26 protein-coding genes and 2 pseudogenes are annotated in these 23,894 nt (G+C 72.7%); 10 read left to right on the top strand and 18 right to left on the bottom strand.

Going from position 1 to position 23,894, the window contains the following annotated elements:
* Nucleotides 1-52: 52 nt before the first annotated feature.
* From ACIA8D_RS34430 to ACIA8D_RS34420, 3 genes are read right to left on the bottom strand one after another with little or no spacing between them, the layout of a single operon-like run.
* Nucleotides 53-673 (bottom strand): dihydrofolate reductase family protein, encoded by a 621-nt coding sequence (locus ACIA8D_RS34430; protein WP_399238169.1) that lies wholly within the window; start codon nucleotides 671-673, stop codon nucleotides 53-55.
* On the bottom strand, nucleotides 673-1,191 hold the full coding sequence (locus ACIA8D_RS34425; RefSeq protein WP_399238168.1) for an SRPBCC family protein: 519 nt from the start codon (nucleotides 1,189-1,191) through the stop codon (nucleotides 673-675). Before ACIA8D_RS34425 ends, ACIA8D_RS34430 begins: the two co-directional genes overlap by 1 nt.
* Before the next feature lie 3 nt (nucleotides 1,192-1,194).
* Nucleotides 1,195-1,536 carry an ArsR/SmtB family transcription factor gene (locus ACIA8D_RS34420; RefSeq protein WP_399238167.1) on the bottom strand — a complete coding sequence of 114 codons (342 nt, stop codon included), beginning with the start codon at nucleotides 1,534-1,536 and terminating at the stop codon, nucleotides 1,195-1,197.
* Between the two features lie 105 nt (nucleotides 1,537-1,641).
* Between ACIA8D_RS34420 and ACIA8D_RS34415 the strand changes: the two genes are divergently transcribed.
* Nucleotides 1,642-1,989 carry an ArsR/SmtB family transcription factor gene (locus ACIA8D_RS34415; RefSeq protein ID WP_399238166.1) on the top strand — a complete coding sequence of 116 codons (348 nt, stop codon included), beginning with the start codon at nucleotides 1,642-1,644 and terminating at the stop codon, nucleotides 1,987-1,989.
* Complete coding sequence (locus tag ACIA8D_RS34410) at nucleotides 1,986-3,206, top strand: MFS transporter (RefSeq protein WP_399238165.1); 1,221 nt, start codon at nucleotides 1,986-1,988, stop codon at nucleotides 3,204-3,206. The genes ACIA8D_RS34415 and ACIA8D_RS34410 overlap by 4 nt, the downstream gene beginning before the upstream one ends.
* Nucleotides 3,207-3,279: 73 nt before the next feature.
* On the opposite strand, the gene ACIA8D_RS34405 is transcribed toward ACIA8D_RS34410, so the two are convergent.
* The 3 genes from ACIA8D_RS34405 to ACIA8D_RS34395 form a co-directional block, all read right to left on the bottom strand.
* On the bottom strand, nucleotides 3,280-4,008 hold the full coding sequence (locus tag ACIA8D_RS34405) for a hydrolase (protein ID WP_399238164.1): 729 nt from the start codon (nucleotides 4,006-4,008) through the stop codon (nucleotides 3,280-3,282).
* 98 nt (nucleotides 4,009-4,106) lie between these two features.
* On the bottom strand, nucleotides 4,107-4,445 hold the full coding sequence (locus ACIA8D_RS34400) for a GNAT family N-acetyltransferase (RefSeq protein ID WP_399238163.1): 339 nt from the start codon (nucleotides 4,443-4,445) through the stop codon (nucleotides 4,107-4,109).
* Nucleotides 4,446-4,968: 523 nt separating this feature from the next.
* A complete protein-coding gene (locus tag ACIA8D_RS34395; protein WP_399238162.1) occupies nucleotides 4,969-5,370 on the bottom strand; it encodes a hypothetical protein in 402 nt (133 codons plus the stop codon).
* 300 nt (nucleotides 5,371-5,670) lie between these two features.
* Between ACIA8D_RS34395 and ACIA8D_RS34390 the strand changes: the two are divergent.
* The 4 genes and pseudogenes from ACIA8D_RS34390 to ACIA8D_RS34375 form a co-directional block, all read left to right on the top strand.
* A pseudogene (locus ACIA8D_RS34390) lies at nucleotides 5,671-6,159 on the top strand (CatB-related O-acetyltransferase); the annotation flags it as partial.
* Nucleotides 6,156-7,097, top strand: a complete 942-nt coding sequence (locus ACIA8D_RS34385; RefSeq protein WP_399238161.1) for a virginiamycin B lyase — start codon at nucleotides 6,156-6,158, stop codon at nucleotides 7,095-7,097. The pseudogene ACIA8D_RS34390 and the gene ACIA8D_RS34385, both read left to right, overlap by 4 nt.
* Nucleotides 7,094-7,339 carry a hypothetical protein gene (locus tag ACIA8D_RS34380; RefSeq protein ID WP_399238160.1) on the top strand — a complete coding sequence of 82 codons (246 nt, stop codon included), beginning with the start codon at nucleotides 7,094-7,096 and terminating at the stop codon, nucleotides 7,337-7,339. Before ACIA8D_RS34385 ends, ACIA8D_RS34380 begins: the two co-directional genes overlap by 4 nt.
* Before the next feature lie 144 nt (nucleotides 7,340-7,483).
* Entirely contained in the window at nucleotides 7,484-7,921 is a 438-nt protein-coding gene (locus tag ACIA8D_RS34375; RefSeq protein WP_399238159.1) for a VOC family protein, read from the top strand.
* Nucleotides 7,922-7,948: 27 nt separating this feature from the next.
* On the opposite strand, the gene ACIA8D_RS34370 is transcribed toward ACIA8D_RS34375, so the two are convergent.
* Entirely contained in the window at nucleotides 7,949-8,152 is a 204-nt protein-coding gene (locus tag ACIA8D_RS34370; RefSeq protein WP_399238157.1) for a ferredoxin, read from the bottom strand.
* A 49-nt stretch (nucleotides 8,153-8,201) separates the two neighbouring features.
* The gene (locus ACIA8D_RS34365; protein ID WP_399238156.1) at nucleotides 8,202-9,461 is read right to left on the bottom strand and encodes a cytochrome P450; all 1,260 of its coding nucleotides are present in this window, start codon (nucleotides 9,459-9,461) and stop codon (nucleotides 8,202-8,204) included.
* 246 nt (nucleotides 9,462-9,707) lie between these two features.
* Here ACIA8D_RS34365 and ACIA8D_RS34360 point away from each other — a divergent pair, with 246 nt between their 5' ends.
* Nucleotides 9,708-10,169 (top strand): MarR family winged helix-turn-helix transcriptional regulator, encoded by a 462-nt coding sequence (locus tag ACIA8D_RS34360; RefSeq protein WP_399238154.1) that lies wholly within the window; start codon nucleotides 9,708-9,710, stop codon nucleotides 10,167-10,169.
* Between the two features lie 42 nt (nucleotides 10,170-10,211).
* Here the strand turns inward: ACIA8D_RS34360 and ACIA8D_RS34355 are convergent, their stop codons facing one another.
* Nucleotides 10,212-10,532, bottom strand: a complete 321-nt coding sequence (locus tag ACIA8D_RS34355; protein WP_399238153.1) for a LysR substrate-binding domain-containing protein — start codon at nucleotides 10,530-10,532, stop codon at nucleotides 10,212-10,214.
* A 186-nt stretch (nucleotides 10,533-10,718) separates the two neighbouring features.
* Between ACIA8D_RS34355 and ACIA8D_RS34350 the strand changes: the two genes are divergently transcribed.
* The 3 genes and pseudogenes from ACIA8D_RS34350 (at nucleotide 10,719) to abc-f (ending at nucleotide 14,585) form a co-directional block, all read left to right on the top strand.
* Nucleotides 10,719-11,690, top strand: a complete 972-nt coding sequence (locus tag ACIA8D_RS34350) for an alpha/beta hydrolase (RefSeq protein WP_399238152.1) — start codon at nucleotides 10,719-10,721, stop codon at nucleotides 11,688-11,690.
* Nucleotides 11,691-11,752: 62 nt separating this feature from the next.
* Nucleotides 11,753-12,760, top strand: a complete 1,008-nt coding sequence (locus ACIA8D_RS34345; RefSeq protein ID WP_399238151.1) for a helix-turn-helix domain-containing protein — start codon at nucleotides 11,753-11,755, stop codon at nucleotides 12,758-12,760.
* 170 nt (nucleotides 12,761-12,930) lie between these two features.
* Nucleotides 12,931-14,585 (top strand): annotated as a pseudogene (gene abc-f, locus ACIA8D_RS34340) (ribosomal protection-like ABC-F family protein).
* Between the two features lie 45 nt (nucleotides 14,586-14,630).
* Here the strand turns inward: abc-f and ACIA8D_RS34335 are convergent.
* From ACIA8D_RS34335 to ACIA8D_RS34295, 9 genes are all read right to left on the bottom strand, one after another.
* Nucleotides 14,631-15,503 carry a BTAD domain-containing putative transcriptional regulator gene (locus tag ACIA8D_RS34335; protein WP_399238150.1) on the bottom strand — a complete coding sequence of 291 codons (873 nt, stop codon included), beginning with the start codon at nucleotides 15,501-15,503 and terminating at the stop codon, nucleotides 14,631-14,633.
* A gap of 177 nt (nucleotides 15,504-15,680) precedes the next feature.
* Nucleotides 15,681-16,382 carry an HAD family hydrolase gene (locus ACIA8D_RS34330; protein WP_399238149.1) on the bottom strand — a complete coding sequence of 234 codons (702 nt, stop codon included), beginning with the start codon at nucleotides 16,380-16,382 and terminating at the stop codon, nucleotides 15,681-15,683.
* The gene (locus ACIA8D_RS34325) at nucleotides 16,379-16,867 is read right to left on the bottom strand and encodes a cupin domain-containing protein (RefSeq protein WP_399238148.1); all 489 of its coding nucleotides are present in this window, start codon (nucleotides 16,865-16,867) and stop codon (nucleotides 16,379-16,381) included. The genes ACIA8D_RS34330 and ACIA8D_RS34325 overlap by 4 nt, the downstream gene beginning before the upstream one ends.
* Before the next feature lie 49 nt (nucleotides 16,868-16,916).
* Complete coding sequence (locus ACIA8D_RS34320; protein WP_399238147.1) at nucleotides 16,917-18,557, bottom strand: 3-hydroxyacyl-CoA dehydrogenase NAD-binding domain-containing protein; 1,641 nt, start codon at nucleotides 18,555-18,557, stop codon at nucleotides 16,917-16,919.
* A 9-nt stretch (nucleotides 18,558-18,566) separates the two neighbouring features.
* On the bottom strand, nucleotides 18,567-19,544 hold the full coding sequence (locus tag ACIA8D_RS34315) for an aldo/keto reductase (protein WP_399238146.1): 978 nt from the start codon (nucleotides 19,542-19,544) through the stop codon (nucleotides 18,567-18,569).
* An 87-nt stretch (nucleotides 19,545-19,631) separates the two neighbouring features.
* Entirely contained in the window at nucleotides 19,632-20,852 is a 1,221-nt protein-coding gene (locus ACIA8D_RS34310) for a beta-ketoacyl-[acyl-carrier-protein] synthase family protein (protein WP_399238145.1), read from the bottom strand.
* Nucleotides 20,849-21,094 carry an acyl carrier protein gene (locus ACIA8D_RS34305; protein WP_399238144.1) on the bottom strand — a complete coding sequence of 82 codons (246 nt, stop codon included), beginning with the start codon at nucleotides 21,092-21,094 and terminating at the stop codon, nucleotides 20,849-20,851. The genes ACIA8D_RS34310 and ACIA8D_RS34305 overlap by 4 nt, the downstream gene beginning before the upstream one ends.
* Nucleotides 21,091-22,188, bottom strand: a complete 1,098-nt coding sequence (locus tag ACIA8D_RS34300) for a beta-ketoacyl-ACP synthase III (RefSeq protein ID WP_399238143.1) — start codon at nucleotides 22,186-22,188, stop codon at nucleotides 21,091-21,093. Before ACIA8D_RS34300 ends, ACIA8D_RS34305 begins: the two co-directional genes overlap by 4 nt.
* Nucleotides 22,185-23,885 carry an FAD-dependent monooxygenase gene (locus ACIA8D_RS34295; protein WP_399238142.1) on the bottom strand — a complete coding sequence of 567 codons (1,701 nt, stop codon included), beginning with the start codon at nucleotides 23,883-23,885 and terminating at the stop codon, nucleotides 22,185-22,187. The genes ACIA8D_RS34300 and ACIA8D_RS34295 overlap by 4 nt, the downstream gene beginning before the upstream one ends.
* Between the last annotated feature and the right edge of the window lie 9 nt (nucleotides 23,886-23,894).

The following is a 23,894-nucleotide window of genomic DNA, read 5'->3' as shown; positions in this document are numbered from 1 at the left end:
GGTTCGTGGCGGCGGGTTTCCCGCGCCCGTCGAGGTGCCCCGGGCGGCGCGGCTACCTCGGACGCACGGCGTACGTCAGGTGTGTCACCCGCGGCGACGGCTCCGAACGGATGGGCTCCAGCGCGACCTTGGACGCGTCCACGCCCTCGAACAGGCGGACTCCGGAGCCGAACAGCACGGGCGACAGGGCGATGGAGAACTCGTCGACCAGGCCGGCGTTCACGTACTCCAGGATCGTCTCGCCGCCGCCCGCGATCCGGACATCACGGTCTCCGGCGGCGTCGCGGGCCCGGTCGAGCGCGGCCTCGATACCGTCGTTGACGAAGTGGAACGTGGTCCCGCCCGCCCGCTCCCAGGGGTCGCGCTTGGTGTGCGTCACGACGAACACCGGTGTGTGGAACGGCGGATCCTCCGGCCACATCTGCTCGCCGGCGTCGAACATCCGCTTGCCCATGACGCTTGCGCCGGTGCGCTCGAACGTCTCCCGCACGATGTCGTTGTCGCGCCCCTCCTCGCCGCCCTCGCCCAGCTTGAGGTTCTCCCGGAAGAACCGCTGCGGGAAGACCCACTGCTGCAGTTCCATCCACTGCTGCCCCATCAAATCACCGAGGGACGCGGGCGCGATGAACCCGTCCAGCGACATCGAGACACTGAAGAACACCTTCCCGGCCATCAGTCCTCCGCCCCCTTCCGGTCCCGGACGAGCCCGGTGACGTAGGCCGCGAGGTTGCCCAGGGTCTGCCGGCCGGCCTCGACCGCGTGGTACTTCTCGACCGCCTCGTCGCGCTGTTCCTTGGTGGGGAACAGCGTGCGCATCTCGATCCGGGTCGCCGCGCCGTCCGGTGCGAAGGTCAGGACCGTCTCGAAGGAGTTCGGGTCGTCGAGGTACTCACCGTGCAGCAGCTCGATCCGCTCCGGCGGCGCGATCCGCAGCCAGCGGATCCACTCCGGGTAGTCGGTCCCGTCAGGACCGTGCAGCACGAAGACCCACTCGCCGCCCTCGCGGAACTCGAAGGCCGACGTGGTGGTGGTGAAGCCTTCCGGCCCCCACCACCGCGAGAGGTGCCGGACCTGGGTGAAGGCCTCGAACACCAGCTCCCGCGGAGCGTCGATGCCCCGGGAGATCGCGATCTCCCGGTCGGCCGTCGCCGACTCCGCCCCCGCTTCCTGCCCTGCCTCTGTGCTCGCCATCGGTCATTCCTCCTGCCGTGTCTGCTTGAGGTCCTGCACGTAGGCGTCCAGCCGGTCGAAGCTCTCGCTCCAGAACCGCTCGAATCCGCCGACCCACTCGTGCACCGGCCGCAGCCCGTCGGCGTCCAGGCCGTACAGTCGCTGCTTGCCGACCCCGCGCACCCGCACAAGACCCACTTCCCGGAGCACCCGCAGGTGCTTGGACGCCCCCGGCTGGCTCAACCCCAACTCCTGCGCCAGCTCCCCCACCGGCCGCTCGCCCGCCCGCAGCAGCGCGAGGATGTCCCGGCGCTGCGGCTCGGCGATCGCGTTGAAGACGTCCGACGTCGTCGCTGCTCGTGCCATGGCATTCATCATATGCCGATATGGGAATGCGTCAATCCCGGGTTGATCGTTCGAGAATTCCCGCACTATATTGTGCGGGAATTCTCGAACGATTGGAGCGACGTGATGGCCGCGGCCCGCACGTACCACCATCCCGACACGGACGACATCGCGCTCCCGCGCGTGCTGTTCGCGCTCAGCGAGCCCTTGCGGCTGACGATGCTGCGCATCCTCAGCGAGCGCGGCGAGGTCGACAGCCTGGACCTCGGCCCGGACCTGCCGCGCTCGACGCTGACCCACCACACGAGCCTGCTGCGCGAATCCGGCGTGGTCTTCGTCCGCGCCGAGGGGCGCAAGTGCCTGATCCGGCTGCGTACGGAGGATCTTGAGGCCCGGTTCCCCGGCCTGGTACGGACGGTTCTCGCCGGCTACGAGGACGAGGGCACGGCCGAAGCCGAGGGGGGTGCCGCGTGATCGGGAAGGTCTGGCCGCTGATCGTCGCCGCGGTCTCCCTGGGCATCGACGCCTACGTGCTGGCGGGCGTGCTGCCGGACATGGCCGACTCGCTGGCCACGTCGGCCGGGGCGATCGGCCTGGGCGTCACGGCGTTCACCGCCGCCTATGCGGCCGCCGGCCCGTTCCTCTCCCGCGTCCTGGTCGGCCGCTCCACCCGCACGGCACTGCTGGTCGCGCTCGGCACCTTCAACCTGGGCAACCTCGTCACCGCACTGGCCCCCACGCTCGGTGTCTTCCTGGGCGCCCGCGTCGTGGCGGGCGCGGGCGCCGGCGTGCTCACCGCGGTCGCCACGGCCACCGCCGGAGCGCTCGTGGCCGACCATGAACGCGGGCGCGCGATGTCCCTGGTGACCTTCGGCCTGTCCACCGGGACCGTGGCAGGCGTGCCGCTGGGCATGCTGATCGAAGGACAGGTGGGATGGCGCGGGACGATGGGCTTCGTCGTCCTCATCGGCGTACTGAGCATGCTCGCCCTCGCCCTGCGCTCCGGCACACTGCCCCAACTCCCCACCGCGCGCCGCTCCGGGGCCCGCGCCGTGCTCGGCAACCCGCGCGTCGCGCTCGGCGTCGCGCTGGCCTTCGTCCTGGGCGTGGCCAGCCTCGGCCTCTACACCTACCTGCTGCCGGTGGCCGACGAACGCGGCCTGGGCGGCTGGGGTTTCGCACTCGTCTGGGCCTGGGGCATCGGCGGCGTACTCGGATCGGGGCTGATCGGCAAACGCCTCGACGCCCTCGGGCCCCGCCGACTGATGCCCGTCGTGCCGGCCTTCCTTCTCGCTTCGTTCCTCGTCGTCTGGTTCACCGACCGTCCCGTGGTGTGGCTGATCGCCACGGCGGTGTGGGGAGCGAGCGGCTGGAGCAGCGTGCCGGTCCTGCAACAGGCCCTCACCCGCGACCGCACCGAGCAGGCCGTGACCGTCGTCGCCTTCCAGATGGCCGCGATGTATCTCGGTTCCGCCGCAGGATCGGCGGCGGGAAGCGCCCTGCTCGCCGGAGGTGTCGGCGCCGGCGCACTGCCGGGATGGGCCACGCTCGCCGCCGTGCTCGGCCTCGTACTGGCCGTGCTCGTCACCCGCCTCACGCCGCGGTCCGTGTCCGCCGCGCCGACCGCCTCCCCGGCCTCGGGGGCTCCTCGGGCACAGCACACGCCGACCGCCGGTTCACCGTGCGGCTGAACCGGCGCGACCGGCGGAACTGGCCGAACTGGCCGAACTGGCCGAACTGGCCGAACTGGCCGAACTGGCCGAACTACTCGAAGAGGGACCCCGCCTTGTCGCCGATGGCGCGCTTGCGTTCGAAGTAGTCGTTGACGACCGCCCGGTACAGGTCCGCGTCCGGGCGGGCCCAGTTCCGCATCAGTTCGCAGCCGAAGGCGAGCGATGTGATCGGTTGTGCGCCGGCCTGCGTCATTCGCTCGATCGCCGTGGTGTGCGTGACCGGGGAGACTCCGCCGGCCGCGTCGACGACCGGGTAGATCTCGAAGCCCTCGCGGAGCATGCCCAGGGTGGGGAAGGCGAGGCAGACCTCGGTCCAGAGACCGGCCATCACGATCTTCTTGCGGCCGGTCGCCTCGATGGCCTCACGGAAGTCCGCGTCCTCCCAGGAGTTGACCCCTGTGCGGTCGATCTCGGGAACGTCCGGCAGCTCACGCGTGATCTCCGGGACCGTCGGCCGATTGACGCCCATGCCCACGGCCACCGTGGACAGCACCGTCGGGATCTCGTACGCGCGGGCCAGCTTGGCGAGGGTGATGGCGCCGAGGTCGATCTCCTCGCGGCTCGCCGAGCCAATGGTGGCGTACTGGCCGTCCTGGTAGTCGATGAAGACCACGGCGCAGTTGTCCGGCGTGAGGAGGTGGTCGGCGGCGGTGTCACGGACGGGCTCGGGAGCCGTCTTGGTGTGTGCGGCGTCGGCGGTGCGTGTTCCCTTCTCGCGCCTGGACTGTGAGCGTTGCGGGGCACGCCCAGCCGGGGTCACCCACCCGCCGTGGCAGACCGAGCGTACCCACGGCCGGGCGGGGCCGCCCGGCCGCTTCCTGCGGCGCGCCGACGACGGCTCAAGGGCAACGCCCCCGTTCAGCCGAGTTGGCCTCGCAGCCAGGACAGGATGTCCGGGGTCACCGGGTCGACCACGTCGGACGTCTCCTGCTCGCGCTTCTTGACGTACTTGGCCCAGTAGGGGCAGACCGGCACCACTCGCTTGCCGGCGGAGCGGACGTCGACCAGTGCCTCCGTCACCAGGATCGAGGCGAGGCCCTGTCCTGCGAAACGGTCGTCGACCTCGGTGTGGAAGAAGACCCGCTGGTCGTCGCGGTCGCGGTACTCGGTGAGACCGGCCTGTTCGCCGTCGACCGTGATGACGTAGCGCTGCTCGTCGGGACGGTATTCCACGACCGGAGTGGGGGCGGATGTCATGACACTTGTCTCCTTTGGTGTGTTGGTGTGTTGGTGTGTTGGTGTGTGGGCTGGAAGTGTCAGGGCCGTGTGCGGTTGCCGCGCGGCTTGAGGCGGCTGTTGGGCAGGTCAGGGGCCGGGAGGCGCGCCCCGGGGTAGCCCGGGACCATACCGAAGCGTTTCCGCTGCGGCCTCCCATTGCTCCCGCGCCGCGACGACGTCCTCGTGGCTGCGGCCGAGCCTCCAGGCAGGCGCGGTCGAAGTTGACCTCGGGGAACCACAGTCCGTCGCAGTCGGCCCGGCGCAGATCGGTGAGGCTGAGGTTGACCCAGGACCGCTGCCGTTCCTGGCACAGCACTCCGAGCCCGGTCAGCGCCACTTGGGAGTCGGCGGCGCGCGTCTCCAGGGGCGCGAGGTCGTTGATGGGTGTGTCCGCGGCGGGTGTCTCCGGGGCGGTGGGCGGCCAGGGCAGGTGGGTGCGCAGATACGCGGCCTGGATGGAGATGATGGCCTCCTTGTCACGGGCGGACTGCTCCGCGATCCGTCAGAGCGCGTGCAGCCCGCCGATGCGCACGTCCAGCTTGTCGCTGCCGAGCTGGTCGACGGCGCGGCCGAACCGGTCGGTGACGTAGCCCTCCTGCGTGGCACGCAACCCGTCCTGGCTCACGCGGAGTTGGCGCCATGTGGCGTACGCGCCGAAGAGGACGACGAGGCCGCCGACCACCTGCAGAAGTGTCGTACGGACATCGTTGACCGCCTTGAGCCGGGCCTGCGCGGCGACGTGCGCCCCGGCGAGATCGTGGTCGACGACCGCCCCCGGCAGTGCGACGAACACCGCACCCAGCGCGGCCAGTCCGGCGACGCCCAACAGGCCCGCTCCCATGCGACGCGCGACCGGTCCGTCGCGCCATGCCCGCCGCCCGCGGCGGGGCTCCGCCATTCCCATGGACAGGAGAGCCTAAGGGCCGCGCAGAAGCCGATCAAGACCATGATCCGGCCGCCGGTGGGCCGCCGCTTCCCCGCCGCCGAGCCCCCGCACCCCTTCGCCGCGTCGGCGAGTGCCCGTACCAGTGGGGTCGCGCGATCCGTGCGCCAGATCAGCCCCGATTGGACGGGCGGTGCGTCGTGGACGGCAAGGTAGGTCACGTCGGGGTGCGCGTGATAGTGCCGCCCCTCGTCAAGGACGGGGCACACCACGTCCCCCGCCGCGACGAGGGCAAGCACCTCGTAGAACGTGGAGACGGCCGGGCCCCGGCGGACGGTCATCGGCAAGTACTGCGCGCTCGCGACGGGTACGACGTTCCTGATGACGGGCGCCGACCATCCGTCGATGGGGGTGTCCACCTTCCCGTTCACCATGTTCGGCGGCGAGTGGGCCGAGCGGACGCTCGACATCGTCACCGGCATGCCGAGCCGCGGCGACACGGTGGTCGGCAACGACGTGTGGTTCGGATACGGAGCCACGGTGATGCCGGGCGTCCGGATCGGGGACGGTGCCGTGACCGCGGCGGGCGCGCTGGTCACCGCCGATGTGCCGCACTACACCATCGTGGGCGGGAACCCGGCGCGAGCCATCAGACAGCGCTTCGACGACCGCGCCGTGGAACAGCTCCTGCGCGCCGCCTGGTGGGACTGGCCCGTCGACGTGGTGACCGCCAACGCCCGTGCCATCATGGCCGGTTCACCGGAGGACATCGCCCGTATCGCCGCCACCGAGGGTCTGGAGCAGCAGTGACGAGGACGCAGGCAGTCGAGGAGTACGTGGTGTGCGATCGCACCGGCGGCCCCTACGCGATCACCACCGGCCCGGACGGTGCGTTGTGGTTCACCTTGGTGCACAGCGGCCAGATCGGCCGGCTCGTCCCGGGGCAGGAGCCGACCCTTCGTCAACTGGACCCGGACAGCGGTCCGACCGTCATCTGCGCAGGTCCGGACGGGGCCCTGTGGTTCACCGAGTACCGCGCGCACCGGATCGGCCGGATCACCACCGCGGGCGAGGTGAGCGGGTTCGCGTTGCCCACCGCACAGTGCGGCCCCTTCGGCATCGCCGCCGGGCCGGACGGCGCGCTGTGGTTCACCGAGACCGCCGCCGACCGCGTCGGCCGTATCACCACGGACGGGTCGGTCACCGAGTACCCGCTGCCGCGCACCGGCGCCTTCCCCTCCGCCATCGCCGCGGGCGAGGACGCGATGTGGTTCACGATGAACCAGGCCAACACCCTTGGGCGCATCGGTGTGGACGGGCACATCACCGTCCACGAGCTGCCCACCGTGGACGCCGCACCCGTAGGTGTCACCGTGGGCCGCGACAACAGCGTCTGGTTCACCGAGATCGCGGCCGGCCGGATCGGCCGCAGGACACCCGACGGCCGGATCACCGAACACCCGCTGCCCGACCGGTCGGCCCGGCCGCACGCCGTCACCACCGACGCGGACGGCACCGCGTGGTTCACCGAATGGGGCGCCAACCGGGTCGGCTCGATCACCGCCGACGGCACCGTCACCGTCCACGACCTGCCCACCCCCGCCTCCGAACCGCACGGCATCACGGTGGGTCCGGACGGCGCGCTGTGGACCGCGCTGGAGACGGGCGCGCTGGCCCGCCTCGACCCGGTCGCGGCGGCCGCGACGACCGGCTCCGTCCACCGCACCGAACAGGGGAACCCGTCATGAAGTTCGCCCTCGTCATCTTCGAGGCCGACGCGTCACGCGCCCGGATCCGGGCCGACCGCGACGCCCACCGCGCGGCGTACGAGGCATGGATCGGCAAACTGGCGGCCGCGGGCAAACGGGTGGGCGGTGACGCCCTCGACACGGAGACCCAGGGCCCTGTCACCGTGCGCACGGCGGCGCACGGATCCGACTGCGTGGCCGAGGGGCCGGTGCACGTCGGCGAGGAGACGCTCGGCGGCTGATTCCTGCTGGAGGTGGCCGACCACGCCGAGGCCGTCGAGCCGGCCCGCGGTTTTCCCACGCCCGAAGCACTCGAACTCCGGCCAGTACTCGAATCGGCGTAACTCGGGCGCCCGATCGGTCCGGCGCTCGCTAGCATGCCCGGTATGGCCATCAAACTTGAGAATGTCGCCATCGCCGTTCGCGACCTCGAAGCGACGATCTCCTTCTTCACCGACCTCGGTCTCACGGTCATCGGCCGGGACACCGTCAGTGGCGAATGGACCGACACCGCCGTCGGTCTCGACGGCAATCACGCCAAGATCGCCATGCTCCAGACGCCGGACGGCAACGGGCGTCTCGAACTCTTCGAGTACATCCACCCCGAGGCGATCGAGACGTCCCCCACCCTGCCCAACGAGATCGGCATGCACCGCGTCGCCTTCTCGGTCGACGACATCGACGAGGCCCTGGAGACGGCCGCCAGGCACGGCTGCCACCCGCTGCGCGGTGTCGGTACCTACGAGGACATCTACAAGCTCACGTACGTCCGCGGCCCCAGCGGCATCATCGTGATGCTCGCCGAGGAGCTGAAGAAGGGCTGAGGCGCGGCCCGGTTGGTCAGGCCACGGTCAGTCGGGTTCGGTGACGACCCCGATCGCCGCCGTCGGACACATCGCCGCCGCCTCGCGTACCGCGGCGTGCTGTTCCGATGCGGGCTCGGACGTCAGGAGCGTCACGATGCCGTCCTCGTCCCGCTGGTCGAAGACCTCCGGCGCGGACAGGACGCAGGCTCCGGCGCCGCAGCACCTGCCCTGGTCGACGGTGAGTTTCACGGTCCGTCTCCTCCATGGTTCTACGGTCGGGGGGCCAGGGGCACGCGGGTCACCAGCGGACCGGGACCTCGCTCAGGCCGCCGACCAACAGCCCTTCCGTCTTGCGCAGTTCGGCGGCGGGGACGGCGAGGCGCAGGGTGGGCACGCGGTCGAGCAGGACCTCCAGGACGACCTGGAGTTCGGTGCGGGCGAGTGCCTGGCCGAGGCAGGAGTGCGGGCCCACACCGAAGGTGAGGTGCGGGTTCGGGGTGCGGGCGAGGTCCATGGCGTCGGCGCCGGTGAAGGCGCGCTCGTCGCGGTTGGCGGCGGGCATGCTGCACACGACCGTGCTGCCCGCCGGGACGACCTCGCCGCCGATCTCGGCGTCCTCGCCGAGGTAACGGCGCAGTCCGAAGCCGAGGTTGCTGTCGAAGCGCAGGGACTCCTCGACGGCGGTGCGCACCAGTGCCGGGTCGGCCAGCAGCCGCTCCCAGCGGGCGCGGTCGTCGAGCAGCAGGGAGACCATCTTGCCGATCGAGTTGGCGGTGGTCTCGTGGCCCGCGACGAGCAGACCCATGCCGGTGGAGACGAGTTCCTCGTCGCTCAGACCACCGCCCTCGACCCCGCTCCCCGCGCCTCCGCCCTCGTCGCTCTGCGTGATGAGGACGCTGAGCAGGTCGTCGGCCGGCGCGGCCCGCTTGGCGGCGATGTGCGCGGACATGTAGGCAACGAAGTCCTCCTGGGCGGCACGGATTTCGTCGGCGCTGTAGCGGGTGACGCTGAGGAAGCAGTCGGACCAGCCGGAGAAGCGGTCCCGGTCCTCGGCGGGGACACCGAGAAGGTCGCAGATGACGTAGACGGGGAACGGGAAGCCGAGGCTCGCGCGCAGGTCGGCGGGGGCGCCGTCGGCGAGCATCGCGTCCACGAGGCCCTCGGCGAGGCGGGTCATGCCGGGGCGCAGGGCGGTCATCCGCTTGGCGGTGAAGTACCGGCCGACCTGGCGGCGCCAACGCTGGTGCGGTTCGCCCCGGTTGGGGGTCGCGATGGCGGAGCTTCCGGTGGCGGCGGCTCCCCCGACGCCCTCGGGCGCCATCCGGGCGGCGTTGTCCTGCGCGGTGGGGCGGACGAACCGGGGGTCGGAGAGCAGGCCGCGGACGTCGTCGTACCGGGTCAGATAGACGGCCGTGTCGCCGCTGGGGAGCGTGGCGTGGGCGACGGGGCACCGGGCGCGCAGCTCCTCCCACACGGCGGGCGGTTCGAGTGGGGTGTCGCCGGACAGCGGTAGCTGGACGGGCGGTTGGGCGTAGGGGTGTTCGGCCTGGTCGGTCATGGTGTGCGTCTCCTTGTGGGGGTGGAGGCGGCAGGTGGCGACGGCGATTCGGTGGCGATGACGGTGGTTCGGTAGCAGCGGTTCGGTGGCGGTGGGCGGAAGGGCCGGCACGATGCGCCGGACGGCAAGTGCATCATGCACTTCCTGTGCATGATGCACTTTTGATGCATGGCGCACAACAGCGCATGATGCTTCAATCGCGTACCAGGCAACGGCGGTTGACGGTTGACACAGGGGGAGGTCGGCGTGGACGCACGGCGGGCGGGCGGCCGGATCGAGCGTGAACTGCTGATCCTGACGCGGCACTTGGAGATGACCTCGCCGCGCCGCGTCCGCCTCGACCACAACGCCCTCGACCGTAGCGCCTACGTCCTGCTCAGCCGCCTGGAGGCGCAGGGCCCGATGTCCGTACCCGCCCTCGTCGACGCCTTCGGCCTGACTCCCTCCACCCTCACCCGGCAGACGACGGCGCTGCTGCGCGACGGCCTCGTGGAACGGACCCTGGACCCGGACGGCAGCATCGCCCGGCAGTTCCGGATCACGGAGGAGGGCCGGAAGCGCCTGCGCACGGACCGCGACGCCATCGCCTCCGGCCTCGCCGACGTCCTCGGCGACTGGCCCGAGGACCGGCTGCGGCGGTTCGTCGAGGACCTCGAACGGTTCAACACCGACATCGAGGAACGCACGGGCCGGCCCTGGCCCCGCTGAACGACGCGGCGCCGCCGCACGGTTCACCGGGGCCCCGCCCCGTCACTCCCCCGGCAGCACCTCCGCCGCCGTGGCCGTGATCGTCTCGATGGCCCGGGACAGGACCGGGATCTCGCGGGCGCCGGGACGGGTGACGGAGAGGATGCGGCGGGCCGGGGCCGGTTCGCCGCTCAGCGGGATGCGGGCGACCGGGAGGTCCTCGCGCAGCCGGGCCAGGCGGGGCACGAGGATGACGCCGAGGCCGTACGCGACCAGGGCCACGCCGGTGTCCCACTCGTCGGCGTGGTGGGCGAGGTGCGGGGTGAAGCCCGCACGCCGGGATGACCCCGACCGCCTGACCCGCCAACGTCGATCGCCTCGCACGCCGCGGGGCGCAGATATCGCGCCGGCCCCCTTGCCGTACGGGAGAGGGGAACGGCCGGTCCACAGTCGCCGCGCGAACGGCGGTCAGGACGCCGGGAAACCGCCCTGAACGGCGGGTTCCCGGGCCCTCGTGCCACGAGCACGGTGGGGTCACACCCCGTCGCCCGGTGCCGAGAAGGAGTCCCGATGCCGAACAACCCCACCCTGCCCCGCCCTCCGTTCGACCCCGAACTGGAGGCGGTCCTGGCCCTCGTCGGCGAGCAGCTCCCCACCCTGACCCCGGAGACGATCCAGCGCCTGCGCGAGACACCGACGCCCGTCGAGCTGACCGACGACGTCCTCGCCGACGCGGGCCTGGTGTGCCGCGAGACGACCATCCAGGGGTACGAGGGGGCCGAGATACCGGTGTCGGTGATCGCCCGCGCCGACCACACCGGGACGGGTCCCGGGATCTACCACGTGCACGGCGGCGGCATGATCGCCGGCCAGCGCCTCATCGGCGTCACCCAACTCATGTCCTGGATCGTCGAGCACGACGCCGTCCTCGTCACGGCCGAGTACCGGCTCGCCCCCGAGTTCCCCGACCCGTACCCGGTCGAGGACTGCTACGCGGGCCTCGTCTGGACGGCCGAGCACGCCGCCGAACTCGGGATCGACCCGGACCGGATCCTGATCGCGGGCGCGAGCGCGGGCGGTGGGCTGTCCGCCGGGACCGCCCTCCTGGCACGCGACCGCAAGGGTCCGCGGCTCCTGGGCCAGGTCCTCATCTGCCCGATGCTGGACGACCGCGACGAGACCGTGTCCACGCTCCAGTACGAGACCGACGGCACCTGGGTCCGCGGCGGCAACCGCGTCGGCTGGGGCGCGCTGCTCGGCGAGCGCCGCGGGACGGCCGACGTCTCGGTCTACGCCGCGCCGGCGCGCGCGAGCGACCTGTCGGGGCTGCCGCCCGCGTACATCGACTGCGGTTCCGCCGAGGTCTTCCGCGACGAGGACGTCGCCTACGCGGCGGCCCTGTGGCGGGCGGGCGTGGCGGCCGAACTGCACGTATGGGCAGGCGGCTTCCACGGTTTCGACATGCTCGCCCCGCACACCGCGCTCGCGCGGGCGGCCACCGCGGCCCGCAACGACTGGGTCGCCCGCCTCCTCGCCCCGTAACGACACGAGGGACGCGGCGATAGCCTGATTCCGCTACGCGGGGGCGCGCACAGGGAGCACGCATGCAAGAACTCGTCGGGCGGCTCACCTCCCTCGATCCGGAGGCGAGCGAGACGCTGAAGGTCGTCACGTACTTCGACGCGCTCACCGCCTCCGGTGTGGGGCTCACCGGCCTTGTGCGTGCGGCGGCGGCGCTCGCGGGCGTCGTCGCCGGGGCGGAGAGGCGCGGTCGGATCATCCGGTGCGACCCGACGGGGCGGCTGCTCGGCCCAGAAGAAGCGGCCTCGCCGGATACCTCCTCCCCGTCGGCCGACGCGGAGGACGAGCGCCCCGGCCCGCGCGTCCGCGTCTGGCTCGAACGGGACGGGGCGCCGCACGCCAACGACGCGATGGTCGTCGAGCGGCTCGCCCTGGCCGTCGAGCTGTTCGAGGCGCGCCGGGGTCCCGACAGCGGCCTCGACATCGCCGTGGACGCCGCTGCCGGGACCCGCGAGCGCGCGGCGGCGCTCGCGCGCTTGCGGATCGGCGCGGGCGCCCGGATCCGGGTGATCGCGACGGCCGTCGACGAGACACTTCCGGGCGCACCGTCGACCGTCGTGCCGACGCGCTACGGCATGCTGCGGGCGACGCTCGACGTCTCGGGCGCCCTGGAGCCCGCAGGGCGCGCGGGGCTCGGCCCGTGGACGCGGGCCGACCACGCGCCGGACTCGTGGGACGGCGCGATCGTCGCGCACCGCCTCGCCGACGCCTGCGACCCGGTCGTCGACGCGACCGCCCTCGGGGTGATGCTGCGGCTGGCGCAGGCCTACGACCCCGAGGACCCGCACGACGACGTCCTGGTGCTCGGCCGCCTCGACACCCGCTCGGGCATGGTCCTGCGCACGCTGATCGAGGCCGACAGTATCCGCTCGGCGGCGGCCCGGCTCGGCATGCACCACTCGACGGTGCAGGCCCGCCACGAGGCCCTCACCCGCGAACTGGGCTACGACCCGCGCACACCGTCCGGCCGCATGCGGTACGTGGCGGCCGCGCTCCTGCTGCGCCTCTCCGACGCGGGGGCCGAGGGCTGACACGGGCGGCTTCCCTGCCGCATCCACTGGTCACCACTTGAGACGAGACGAATCGTCTTGTTACGTGCTATGGTTCCGTCATGGCTTTCCTCTTCTTCGTCTGAGTCCGGGCCCGGCCCCCGCTGCCGTTTCTGCCGCCCGTCGACCCTTCACACCCCCAGGGAAAGCCCATGCGCGAACGCGCCCATACCGCCCTGCCCACCAGCACCGGCCCCGCCGTGGCGCAGCTGTCCGTCAGGTCCGTCACCAAGTCGTACGGCACCCGGACCGTCCTCGACCAGGTCTCCTTCACCGTCCGGCCGGGCGAGAAGGCCGCCGTCATCGGCGAGAACGGCTCCGGCAAGTCCACCCTGCTGCGGTTGCTCGCGGCCGTCGAACCGCCGGACACCGGCGAGATCACGGTCCGCTTCCCCGGCGGAACCGGCCACCTCGCCCAGACTCTCGACCTCGACGCGGACCGCACCGTGCAGGACGCCGTCGACCACGCGCTCACCGAATTGCGCGACATGGAGCGAGGACTGCGCGCGGCCGAGGAGTCCCTCGCCGACGCCTCGGAGGAGGAACTCACCGCGTACGGCGAGCTGTTGATCGCCTACGAGGAGCGCGGCGGATACGAGGCCGACGCCCGCGTGGATGCCGCCATGCACGGGCTCGGGCTCGCCCGGATCACCCGCGAGCGCACGCTCGGCTCCCTGTCCGGCGGCGAACAGTCGCGCCTCGCGCTCGCCTGCACCCTGGCCGCCGCCCCCGAACTGCTGCTCCTGGACGAGCCGACCAACCACCTCGACGCGACGGCCGTGCGCTGGCTGGAGGACCATCTGCGCGCGCACCGCGGCACCGTCGTCGCGGTCACCCACGACCGCGGCTTCCTGGAGCACATCGCCACCACGATCCTGGAGTCGACCGGGACGAGCGCACCGTGCACCGGTACGGCGACGGATGGGCCGGCTACCGAGCCGCGAAGGCCGCGGCCCGGCGCGGGGCGGAGCAGCGGTACGCGGACTGGGTCGAGGAGGTGGCCCGTGCGGAGGAGCTGCTCGAAGCCGCGGGCAGACGACTGGCCGTGACCGGCCGCGACCCGAAACAGGGCTTCGGCAAGCACCGCCGCTCCAGCGAGGCCAAGCTCGGCGGCCAGGTGCGCGCGGTGCGCGAGCGCCTGGACCGGCTGCGGCGCGACCCGGTGGCCGAGCCGCCGGAACCGCTCCGCTTCACGACGGCCCTCTCGTCGGCGGCCGAAGAACCGGCCCAGGGCCCACTCGCCGAGCTCGACAACGTACGGGTCGGGGAACGGCTGCGCCTGGACGGGCTGCTGACGATCGAGCCCGGTGCGCGCCTGCTGGTCACGGGCGAGAACGGCGCGGGCAAGACGACGCTGCTGCGCGTCCTGGCGGGCGACCTCCGGCCGGACGCGGGCACGGTGCGCCGCTCCGCCCGGATCGGCTATCTCGCCCAGGAACTGCCCGCACACACCACGCGGCTGCCGCTGCTCGCCGCGTTCGCCGCCGGAGCGCCCGGACTGCCGGACGAGTACGCCGAACAGCTGCTGTCCCTGGGCCTGTTCCGCGAGCAGGACCTGCACGTCCCGGTCGCGGCCCTGTCCGTGGGCCAGCAGCGGCGGCTGCAGATCGCGCGGCTGGTGACCCGGCCGGCGGACCTCCTCGTCCTCGACGAGCCGACCAACCACATCGCCCTCGCCCTGGTCGACGATCTCCAGGAGGCGCTCGCGGCGTACCCGGGGGCGGTGGTCGCGGTCTCGCACGACCGCGACTTCCGTGGGCGCTTCGAGGCGGAGCACCTGGAACTGCACGCGGGCCTCAAACACTGAACGCCACCGCCACCACCATCGGCATCGCCACCCCGCACCGAAGACCTACGCGCGGCTCACGTCCTGCACCGGCGCGAGCCGCAGGAAGGCGGCGTCCGGGGCGTCCTGGAGCAGCGCGTGGTGGAGGGTGCGGGTCTCCGGCGAGGGCACGGTGCCGAGTTCGTCGGCGAGACGGGCGTCGAGTTCGCGGTAGGCCTTGAGCGCGTCGTTGCGGCGGCCGGCGGCGTACAGGGATCGCATCAACTGGGCGTGCAGTCCCTCGTGGTAGGGGTTCCGGTCGGCCAGTGTGGTGGCGCGGCACACCGCCTGGTTCTTCTTGCCGGTGCGCAGGAAGGTGTCGACGAGGAGCTCCTCGCCGTGCAGTCGCGCCTCGTCCAGGAAGCGGACCAGCGGCCGCAGTTGAGGGCCCTTCAGGACGTCCTCGAGGATGTCTCCGTGGCACATGGACAGCGCCCGCGCGAGCACGGTCTCGGCCTGCGCGTAGTCCCCGCGCCCGGCGGCGTCCTCGCCCTGCTTCAGGAGCACCTGGAACGCGGCCCCGTCCCAGCAGGATGCGGGGAGGTGCAGGGTGTAGCTCCCGGCGTCGGTGGTGAGCAGGGTCGCGGCCACCGTCTCGGCGGGCAGGCCCAACTCCTTGGCGAGGAGTCGCCGCAGGGCGCTGATGTAGGTCTGCAGGGCGGTCTTCGCCGTGCGCGGCACCTCGTGGGGCCACAGTTCCGAGATCAGCGCGGTGGTCGTCACCCGCCGGCCCGTGTTCATCAGCAGCAGGCACAGAACCTGACGCTGCTTCGCCGCGGTCGGCGCGGCCTCGCGGCCGTGCACGGTCATGGAGAGCGGGCCGAGGATGCGGAAGCGCAGGGCCTCGACGTCGACTCTCTCGTGGGTCTCGGAAAGATGGTGCTCGGTCAGTGCGGTCACTGCTTCCCCCTCAGGAGCCGTACCGGGCAGCACTCCGCCTTCAGGACGGAGCGCTGCCCGGATGCCTTGTGGGCGCACGGTGGCGGCGTGCGCACAGAAAACATAATAGCCGTTCTCATGTTCTTCGCCGAGTGAGCTCCCCCTCACACCGGTCCAGGTTTTCGACTCCTTGACGCTTCAGCGGTTCATGCCGGGGAGCAGGATCCCGTCACGGTCGCGAACGTGCGCCACGAGCGCGGGGTCGTCGCCCACGCAGCCGGGAAGCCCCGCCGCCGCCAGCATCGGCAGGTCGGACGCGTGGTCTCCATAGGCGGCCGCCTGTTCGGCGGGGACGTCGAGCTCGGCCAGCAGTCGCTGTACGGCCCGCCCCTTCTCCTCGGCGATCAGGGGCCTGGCGAGGTGGCCCGTGTAGGTCCCCCGGCGCACTTCGGGCGTGCTGCAGATCAGTCGGTCCGCGCCCAGCAGACGCGCGGCCGGTTCGAGCGCGGGGGCGAACGAACCGGAGACGAGGACGACGTGTGCGCCGTTGTCCTGGTGCGCCCGGAGTTGGGCCACACCCGGCGCATGCAGGACGCCTCGCTCCAGCTCCTCGGCGAACCAGGCACGCCCCTGGGCGAAGACGTCCGTGAGGGGCTGCTCCGCGTAGAGCCGGTAGTACTCGCGGTTCGTCTGCGTACGCGGGACTCCCTCGGCCGCGCGCCGGCGCAGGGTTTGCGCTGCCTCCTCGTAGGCGGAGTCGGGCAGTCCGCGGGCCCGCAGGTGGAACCTCAGGAACCGGAACATACTCTTGATGGTCAGCAGGGTCTCGTCGACGTCGAAGAAGGCGACCCGGATGTGGGCGACGTCGCGGGCCGGTGCGATGTCGGCGGGCGCGGTCACTTGGCGTTCTCGCAGCCGGGGTCCGGCGCCGGCTCGGAGAAGTCGGCCCCTTCCGGGAGGACGTCGGTGATGTACAGGACCACCGGCTCGCTGCCCCGGTTGGTGCCGAAGTGCACCTCGTCGGGCCCGGTCGGCTCCACGAGCGCGTCGCCCGGTCCGAGGCTGCGCTCCGAGCAGTCGCTGCCGTTGATGCGCACCATGGTGCCGGAGTGGATGACGGCGATCTCCTCGCCGGTGTGGAAGTGCCAGCCGGTTCCGGCGCCCGGCGGAATGACGGCCTTGCGGTAGACGAAGTGGCGGGAACCGTCCGCCTTGATGGTGAAGGGTCGGTCGGTGACGCCCTCGGAGAGGGTCTCGCTGGTGACGGGGTCACCGGCGGCGTCGGTCTGCGCGTACGCCACGCTGCCGGCGGTCACCAGCAGAGCTCCGGCAGCGGCGGCGACGAGCGCTTTGCGGCCGCGTCGGATCGACAGGAACGAGTACATCAGGGAGCCTCCTGAGGCTGGGGTGGTGTGGGCGATACGGAAGGGTGGATCACGCCGCGGCGCGGGACGGCGCCCGGTCGAGGAAGGCGCGGACGCTCCGTCCGGGGCTCTTGCGGCCCAAGTGCCCTGCGGCTACCGCCCCTTGCAGGAGCGGGGAGGGGGCGACGCCCGAGCCGTCGGCCGCGCACAACTGGTCGAGTACGGCCAGGGCGACATCGGCGCCGACCGTCTCCAGGAGGCGGACGGGCCCCAGGGGCAGTCCGGTGACGCTCTTCGCCAGAACGTCCAGCCGGGCCGGCTCGGAGCCGAAGGACCACAGTTGTTCGAGGGCGTCGTCGAGATACGGGAAGAGCAGCGCGTTCACCAGGAAGCCGCGGCGGTCGGCGCAACGCACCGGGATCTTGCCCAGCCCCTCCACCAGTTGGCGGGCACGCTCGGCGGTGCGCCGGGACGTGGCGCGGGCGGGGACGAGTTCGACCAGGCCCAGGTGGCGCACCGGGTTGAAGAAGTGCAGCCCCACGACGTGTTCCGGCCGCCCGGACGCGGTGGCGAGGGCGTGGACGGACAGGCTGGATGTGGTGGTGGCCAGCAGTGTCCCGGCGGGGCACACCTCGCCCATGCGGGCGAAGAGGGCGCTCTTGACCGCCGGGTCCTCGACCACCGCCTCGATGACGATCTGGGCGTCGGACAGCACGCGTTCCTCGCATCCGGTCGCCAGCAGCCCCGTCGCGGCGGTCAGGTCGTCGCCCGCCAGGGTCTGCTCCAGGGCGAACTCGACGCTCTCCCGCGCACGTTGGGCGGAAGGCGCCGAGCGGGCCAGCAGGTCGGTGCGGTGTCCGGAGCGGACCAGGGCCTCGGCGATGCCGCACGCCATGGTTCCCGAGCCGACGACCACGACACGTTCCCTGCCGGGCTCGTCCTCCTCGCCTCGCGCCGCCTCCTGCGTTTCGGGTGCGGCGGTCGGCAGCAGTTGCGCCGCGGGCAGTGCGGAGGCGGGGGCCCAGCGGGGACCGCGTTCCCGCGCGACGGCGGCGAGTGCCTGACGCACCGTCTCGGGGCCCAGCTCGGCGGCCAGTTGGAGTGGTCCGCTGCGCCAGCCGCAACCGAGGCGCATGGCCGTGTCGACGGCGGTGGCGTCGGCCCGGCCTTCCTCCACCAGCCGCATGGCGCGGTCGAGCAGGCGCAGGAACGGGGCCGTGCTGTGGCCTCCGGCGGTGTCCGTCACGGTGTGCGCAGTGATGCCGGCGTCCCGCAGGGTCTCGTCGAGAAGGTCGAGGGTCTGCGGCGCGGTGCGGGGGGAGACGGTCAGCTCCGCGGCGCGTATCAGGTCGGGGCGGGGCAGCCGCACCAGCATGAGGTCGTCGGCCTCCGGTATGCGCAGCTCCGCGAGCGCGGGTCCCAGGCAGGCGACGGCGAACGCGGAGCCGGGGGCCCGATGACGGGCGGCCCGGGCGACCAGGCGGCGCAGTGCGGCCGGGTCCTCTCCCCCGGCCAGGACGACGACGTCGGCCTGCGCCAGGTCGCCGAGTTCCCCGCTGCGGCGCGGTGTCCCGCTGTCGGTCCGCGCCTGCGGGGTGTCCGTCCCGGGCGTCACCAGCACGGTGTCCGCTCCGCCGGTGTGCAGGGCGCGGGCGAGGGCCTCGGCTGTCGTGGAGGTGCCGACGACGACGGCAGTACGGTCGGTGGGCATGCGGCCTCCTCAGTAGCGGCTGCCGACGGCGGCGGGAACCGCGTCGAGCAGGGCGAGGTCGTCGCTGGCCAGGGCCAGTTGGGCGGCGTCGAGGTTCTCCTTGAGGTAGGCCGGGTTCTTGGTGCCGGGTACGGGGACGACGTGCGGCCCCTGGGCCAGGGTCCAGGCGAGCGCCACCTGGGCGGGTGTGGCGCCGTTGCGGGAGGCGACCTGGCGTGCGGCCTCGACGATGCGCAGGTTGGCCTCGTGTGCCAGGCCCGAGAAGCGGGGGCTGGTGGCCCTGAAGTCCCCCTGCTCGTACGAGTCGGGGGTGTACGCGCCGGTGAGGAATCCGCGGCCGAGCGGGGCGTAGGGCACGAAGGCGGCGCCGTGGTCGGCACACCAGCGCAGCGTGCCGGTGTGCGGATCGAGCGGGTCGCGGGTCCACAGGGACAGCTCCGACTGCACGGCCGCCACCGGGTGGACGGCGTGGGCGCGATCGGCCTCGGCGGCGGTGACCTCGCTCAGTCCGAGGGCGCGCAGCTTCCCCTCGTCGACGAGCGAGGAGAGCTCTCCCCAACTGTCCTCCAGGGGCACCTCGGTGTCGACGCGGTGGAGGTAGTACAGGTCGATCGTCTCCACCCCCAGCCGTGTCAGGGACGCCTCGACCGCGGTCCGCAGGTGGGCGGGGCTGCCGTCACGGTGCATGTCGCGGCGGGCCAGGTCGTCCACGACAAGGCCGCCCTTGGTGGCCAGGACGGTGTCCTCGCGGCGGCCGCGCAGGGCGGCACCGACGAGCCGCTCGTTGTGGCCGTCGCCGTACACGTCGGCGGTGTCGAGCAGGCGCACCCCCGCGTCCAGGGCGGCGTGGATCACCTCGGTGGAGCGCCGGTCGTCGCGCTGGGATTCGGCGTAGCCCCAGCTCATGCCCATGCAGCCGAGGCCGATGCCGGTGGTGCGCCGGCCGGTGACGTCGAGGAGGGGGTGCGGGGTTGGCGTGGTGGCCATGGCGGTTTCGCTTCCGTGTGGGGAGGTTCGTGGGGCGGGTGCGGCGGGAACCGCTCGTGCGGTTCCCGCCGCGGTGTGCTCGGACGGTCAGGCGGCTCTCAGGACGAGGGCGGCGTTGTGTCCCCCGAAGCCGAGCGAGGTGCTCATCGCCAGCTCCATGCGGGTCGGGCGGGCCTGTCCGGTGACCACGTCGATGTCCACCTCGGCGTCGAGCCGTTCCACGTTCGCCGTGGGCGGCACGGTCTGGTGGTGCAGGGCGAGAGCGGTGTAGGCGGCTTCGATGGCGCCCGCGGCGGCGAGGGTGTGGCCGGTGACGCCCTTGGTGGAGGTGACGGCCGGGCCCGTGCCGAAGACCTTGCGCAGGGCGCGGGCCTCGGTGCTGTCGTTGAGCGGGGTGGACGTGCCGTGCGCGTTGACGTGCCCGATCTCGTCGGGCAGTGCGCCGGCGTCGCGCAGTGCGTCCTGTGCGGCGCGGACGAGGCCCTGTCCCTCGGGGTGGGGCTGGGTGGCGTGGTGGGCGTCGCTGGAGGCGCCGAAGCCGACCAGGTCCGCGTAGGCGGACGCGCGGCGGGCGCGGGCGTGGCCGGGCGCCTCGAGCACCAGGACGGCGGCGCCTTCGCCGGGCACGAACCCGTCGCGGTGGGCGCAGAAGGGGCGCGAGGCCCGCTGCGGGTCCTCGCGGCGTTCGGAGAGCGCGCCCATGCGGGACAGCCCCGTCACCGTGGCGGGCGTGAGCGCGGCCTCGGTGCCCCCGGCGAGCACGATGTCGCACTGGCCCGAGACGAGCAGGGAGCGGGCCACGCCCAGTGCCGTGGCGCCCGAGGCACAGGCGGTCGCGGTGACCAGGCTCGGGCCGAGAATGCCGAGGTCCATCGCCACGTATCCGGCCACCATGTTGACCATGGACTTGGGGACGGTGAGCGCGGACACCTCGTCGGGTCCGTCCTGGAGGAAGCGGCCGGTCTGTTCCTCCAAGGTGTGGGTGCCGCCCAGGGAGTTGCCCAGGACGACGCCGACCCGGGCCCCGTCCCAGGACCGGGTGTCCAGGCCGGCGTCCTCGACGGCCTGGCGGGCGGCGACCATGGCGTAGCGGGTGAAGGGGTCGAGCCGCCACGCCGTGCGGCGGCCCAGGAGGGCGTCGGCGTCGAAGCCGGGGATCCGGCAGGAGAAGTCCGTTGCCAATCCGGCCAGTTGGGGATCGCGGGCCGCGGCGGAGCGGCCGGCGGCGACGGCCGACCAGTTGTCCTCCACGCCGATTCCGGCGGGGGTGACCAGGCCTATGCCGGTGATGGACGCCGCGGCGTTCACGCGCTCTCCTTGGCGGCGATGACCTCGACGGCCGTCTCGAGGGTGTGGGTGGGCTTCAACTCGCCCTCCAGGAGCACGATCCCCATCTCCTTGCGCAGGATCAGGCCGAGCTCGACGAGGACGAGGGAGTCGATGTCCAACTCCTCGAAGGTGACGCCGGAGCGCAGTTCCTCCTCGGGGAGGCCGAAGTGCTCGGCGATCAGGGCGGCGACGCGGTCGGTGAGGGTGGTGGTGGCGGTCATGACAGGTTCTCCTTGTCGTCGGTTCTGTGAATGAGGGGCGCGCCGTCGGTTGCGGGCGTGCCGGGTCGGACGTCGAGGCTGGGCCAGGTCAGGGCGGCGGAGCCCCAGGTGACTCCCCCGCCGAAGCCGGTCAGGGCCACCCGGTGGCCCGGCCGCAGGTTCCCTTCGGCGGCCGCGTCGGCCAGGGCGAGCGGGATGGAGGCGGCCACCGTGTTGCCGACCTCGTCGAGGTTGGTGACGACCTGCTTGTCCTCCAGGTCGAGCTGGCCGCCGACGGCGCGCAGGATGCGGAGGTTGGCCTGGTGGGCGACGAGCCGGTCGAGCCGGGTGCTGTGCCAGCCGATGCGGTCGAGGACGGCGCGCACCGAGTCGCTCATGTGCACGACGGCCTCGGTGAACACGGCGCGGCCCTGCATGGTGAAGTACCGGTTCCAGTCGGCCTCGTCATCGGTGCGCAGCGCGCGTTCGCGTGCGCCTCCGCCGGGAACGGTGATCAGCTCGTGTCCCGCGCCGTCGCTGTGCAGGTCGAAGGCGAGCAGGGCACCGGGTTCGGTGTCCTCGCCGGCGCGCAGCACCACGGCGCCCGCGCCGTCGCCGAAGATGGCGCGGGTGGTGCGGTCGGCCGGGTCGAGGATGGTCGAGAAGGTGTCCGCGCCGATCACGAGGGCGCTGCGCGCGCAGCCGGCGACGATCATTGATGCGGCCGTGGCCAGGGCGTAGATGAAGCCGGTGCACACGGCGGCCACGTCGAAGGCGGCCACGGTGCCGAGCCCGAGCCGGTGGGCGACCTGGGGTGCGGTGGCCGGACACGGCTGGTCGGGCGTGCTGGTGGCCAGGACCACCAGGTCGACCTGTGACCGGCTCGCGTCGTCGTCCGCGGCGGTCCGCCGGGCCGACTCCAGGGCCCGGCGGCCGGCTTCGACGGCGAGGTCCGACGTCGACAGTCCCGGTCCCGCGACACGACGCCGGGCGATGCCGGTGCGGGTGCGGATCCACTCGTCCGAGGTGTCCAGGTCCCGCGCGAGTTGGTCGTTGTCGACGACCGTGGGCGGGACCCAGGCACCGAGACCGCACAGGACCGCCGCCCTGCTCACTGGGCGTCCCCTTGCGACACGGCGGCCGCGACGCCCATCTCGGTGACGCTCTCGGTCCCCGCCCGGCCGCTGGTCTCTCGCGGCCCGATGACGGTACGGGTCTCGCGCAGGGCGGTGCGCACCGCGACGGGTTCGGCCTCGGTCAGGGCCGCGATGTGTCCGTCGGGGCGGACCACGACGGCCAACGGCCGGGTGCCGAGCAGCGGGGCGAAGCCGGGCCGGGCGGAGATGTCCTGCACCGGAACCGTGGCCGGCAGTCCGGCGCGCACGGCGTCGGCCTGTTGTATCCAGGCGCCGTCCTGGCGGGTTCCGGCCCACAGCAGGACGGAGGGGCGGGCCGCGTCGATCACCGGCCAGCCGCCGCGCTCGGTGGCGGGCGCCGGTGTCTCCCGGCCGCGCGGGTGGTGGTGGCTGAAGACGGGCAGCCGGTCGCCGGCCCGCACCTTGCGGGTGACGCCCGGCAGGGTGTCGCGCAGGGACTCGGCGGGCCGGTAGGTGACGTCGTGCTGGGCCATCAGCGGCGCCCCGAAGCGTTGCAGGAGGCCGGAGCGCTGAGCCAGGCGGACGGCGCCGTCGCGGACGGCGATCTGTCGCCGGCGGCGGAAGAGGCCCCAGCTGGTCTGCTTGGCGGTGGTGAGCACCACGCGCTCGGCGGCCATCCGGCGCTCCGTGTCGTAGGTGTCGAGGATGCCCGGCTCCAGGCTTCCGTCGATGACTCCGGCGAGCTTCCAGCCGAGGTTCACGGCGTCCTGGATGCCGGTGTTCATGCCCTGGGCCCCGGCGGCGCTGAAGATGTGCCCGGCATCGCCGGCGAGGAAGACGCGGCCCTCGCGCAGGGTCTCGGCCACCCGGCGCCGGGCGCGGAAGATGGTGGTCCAGTCCAGGGTGCCGATGGCGCCGGGCCGGGGCGCCCGCTCGTCCATCACTTCCTGGAACAGGGCGCGCGGCGGGGCGTCCTGACGGTTCCAGCCGGGGACGCTGACCGCGAGCCGGAAGCGGCCTTCGCCGAACGGGGCGAGCCCCAGGGCGCCGCTGCGGGTGTAGCAGTACAGCAGCTCGTTCTGGTGCAGGTCGCCGTCGATGGGGCCGTCGCCGATGGCGAAGAGCACGTCCTCGCCGGAGCCGAGGAACTCGATCCCGGCGAGGCGGCGCACGGTGCTGTGCGCGCCGTCGGCGCCGATCACCCAGGACGCCTCGATCTGCTCGCTGCCCGACGCGTCGGGCCGTTCGACCTCGACGACGGGGCGGCGGTGGATGTCCCGGACGTCGATGACACGGCCCTGCTCGACCTTGCCGCCGAGGGCCTCCACCCGGGCGCGCACGACGTCCTCGGTACGGCTCTGCGGGATCACGGCGCCGAAGGGGAACGGCGTCTCGGCCAACCTGCTCATCTCGATGGAACCGAGCAGGCGCCGCTGGGAGAAGTAGGTGACCGCGTCGAGCCGGTTGGCGGCCTCTGCGAGGGGTTCGGCGGCGCCGATCCGGTCGAGGAGTTCGAGGCTGCGCGGCCACACCACGATGGCGCGCGAGTGCAGCGAGGAGCCGGGCGGGGTGCCGTCGATGATGCGCACCGGAACGTCGCGGCTGAGGAGTTCGGCGGCGAGGACGAGCCCCACGGGGCCGGCCCCGACGATGACGACGGGCGCGGCGGGCGGGGCCGGATCCAGCAGGCTGTCGGAGGTGGTGGCTGAGGACATGGGGTGGCC

The sequence above is a fragment of the Streptomyces sp. NPDC051684 genome, from assembly GCF_044453445.1.
Classification (GTDB): domain Bacteria; phylum Actinomycetota; class Actinomycetes; order Streptomycetales; family Streptomycetaceae; genus Streptomyces.
Note: the sequence above shows the minus strand (reverse complement) of the source record. Positions and strands in the feature narration are given on the sequence as shown.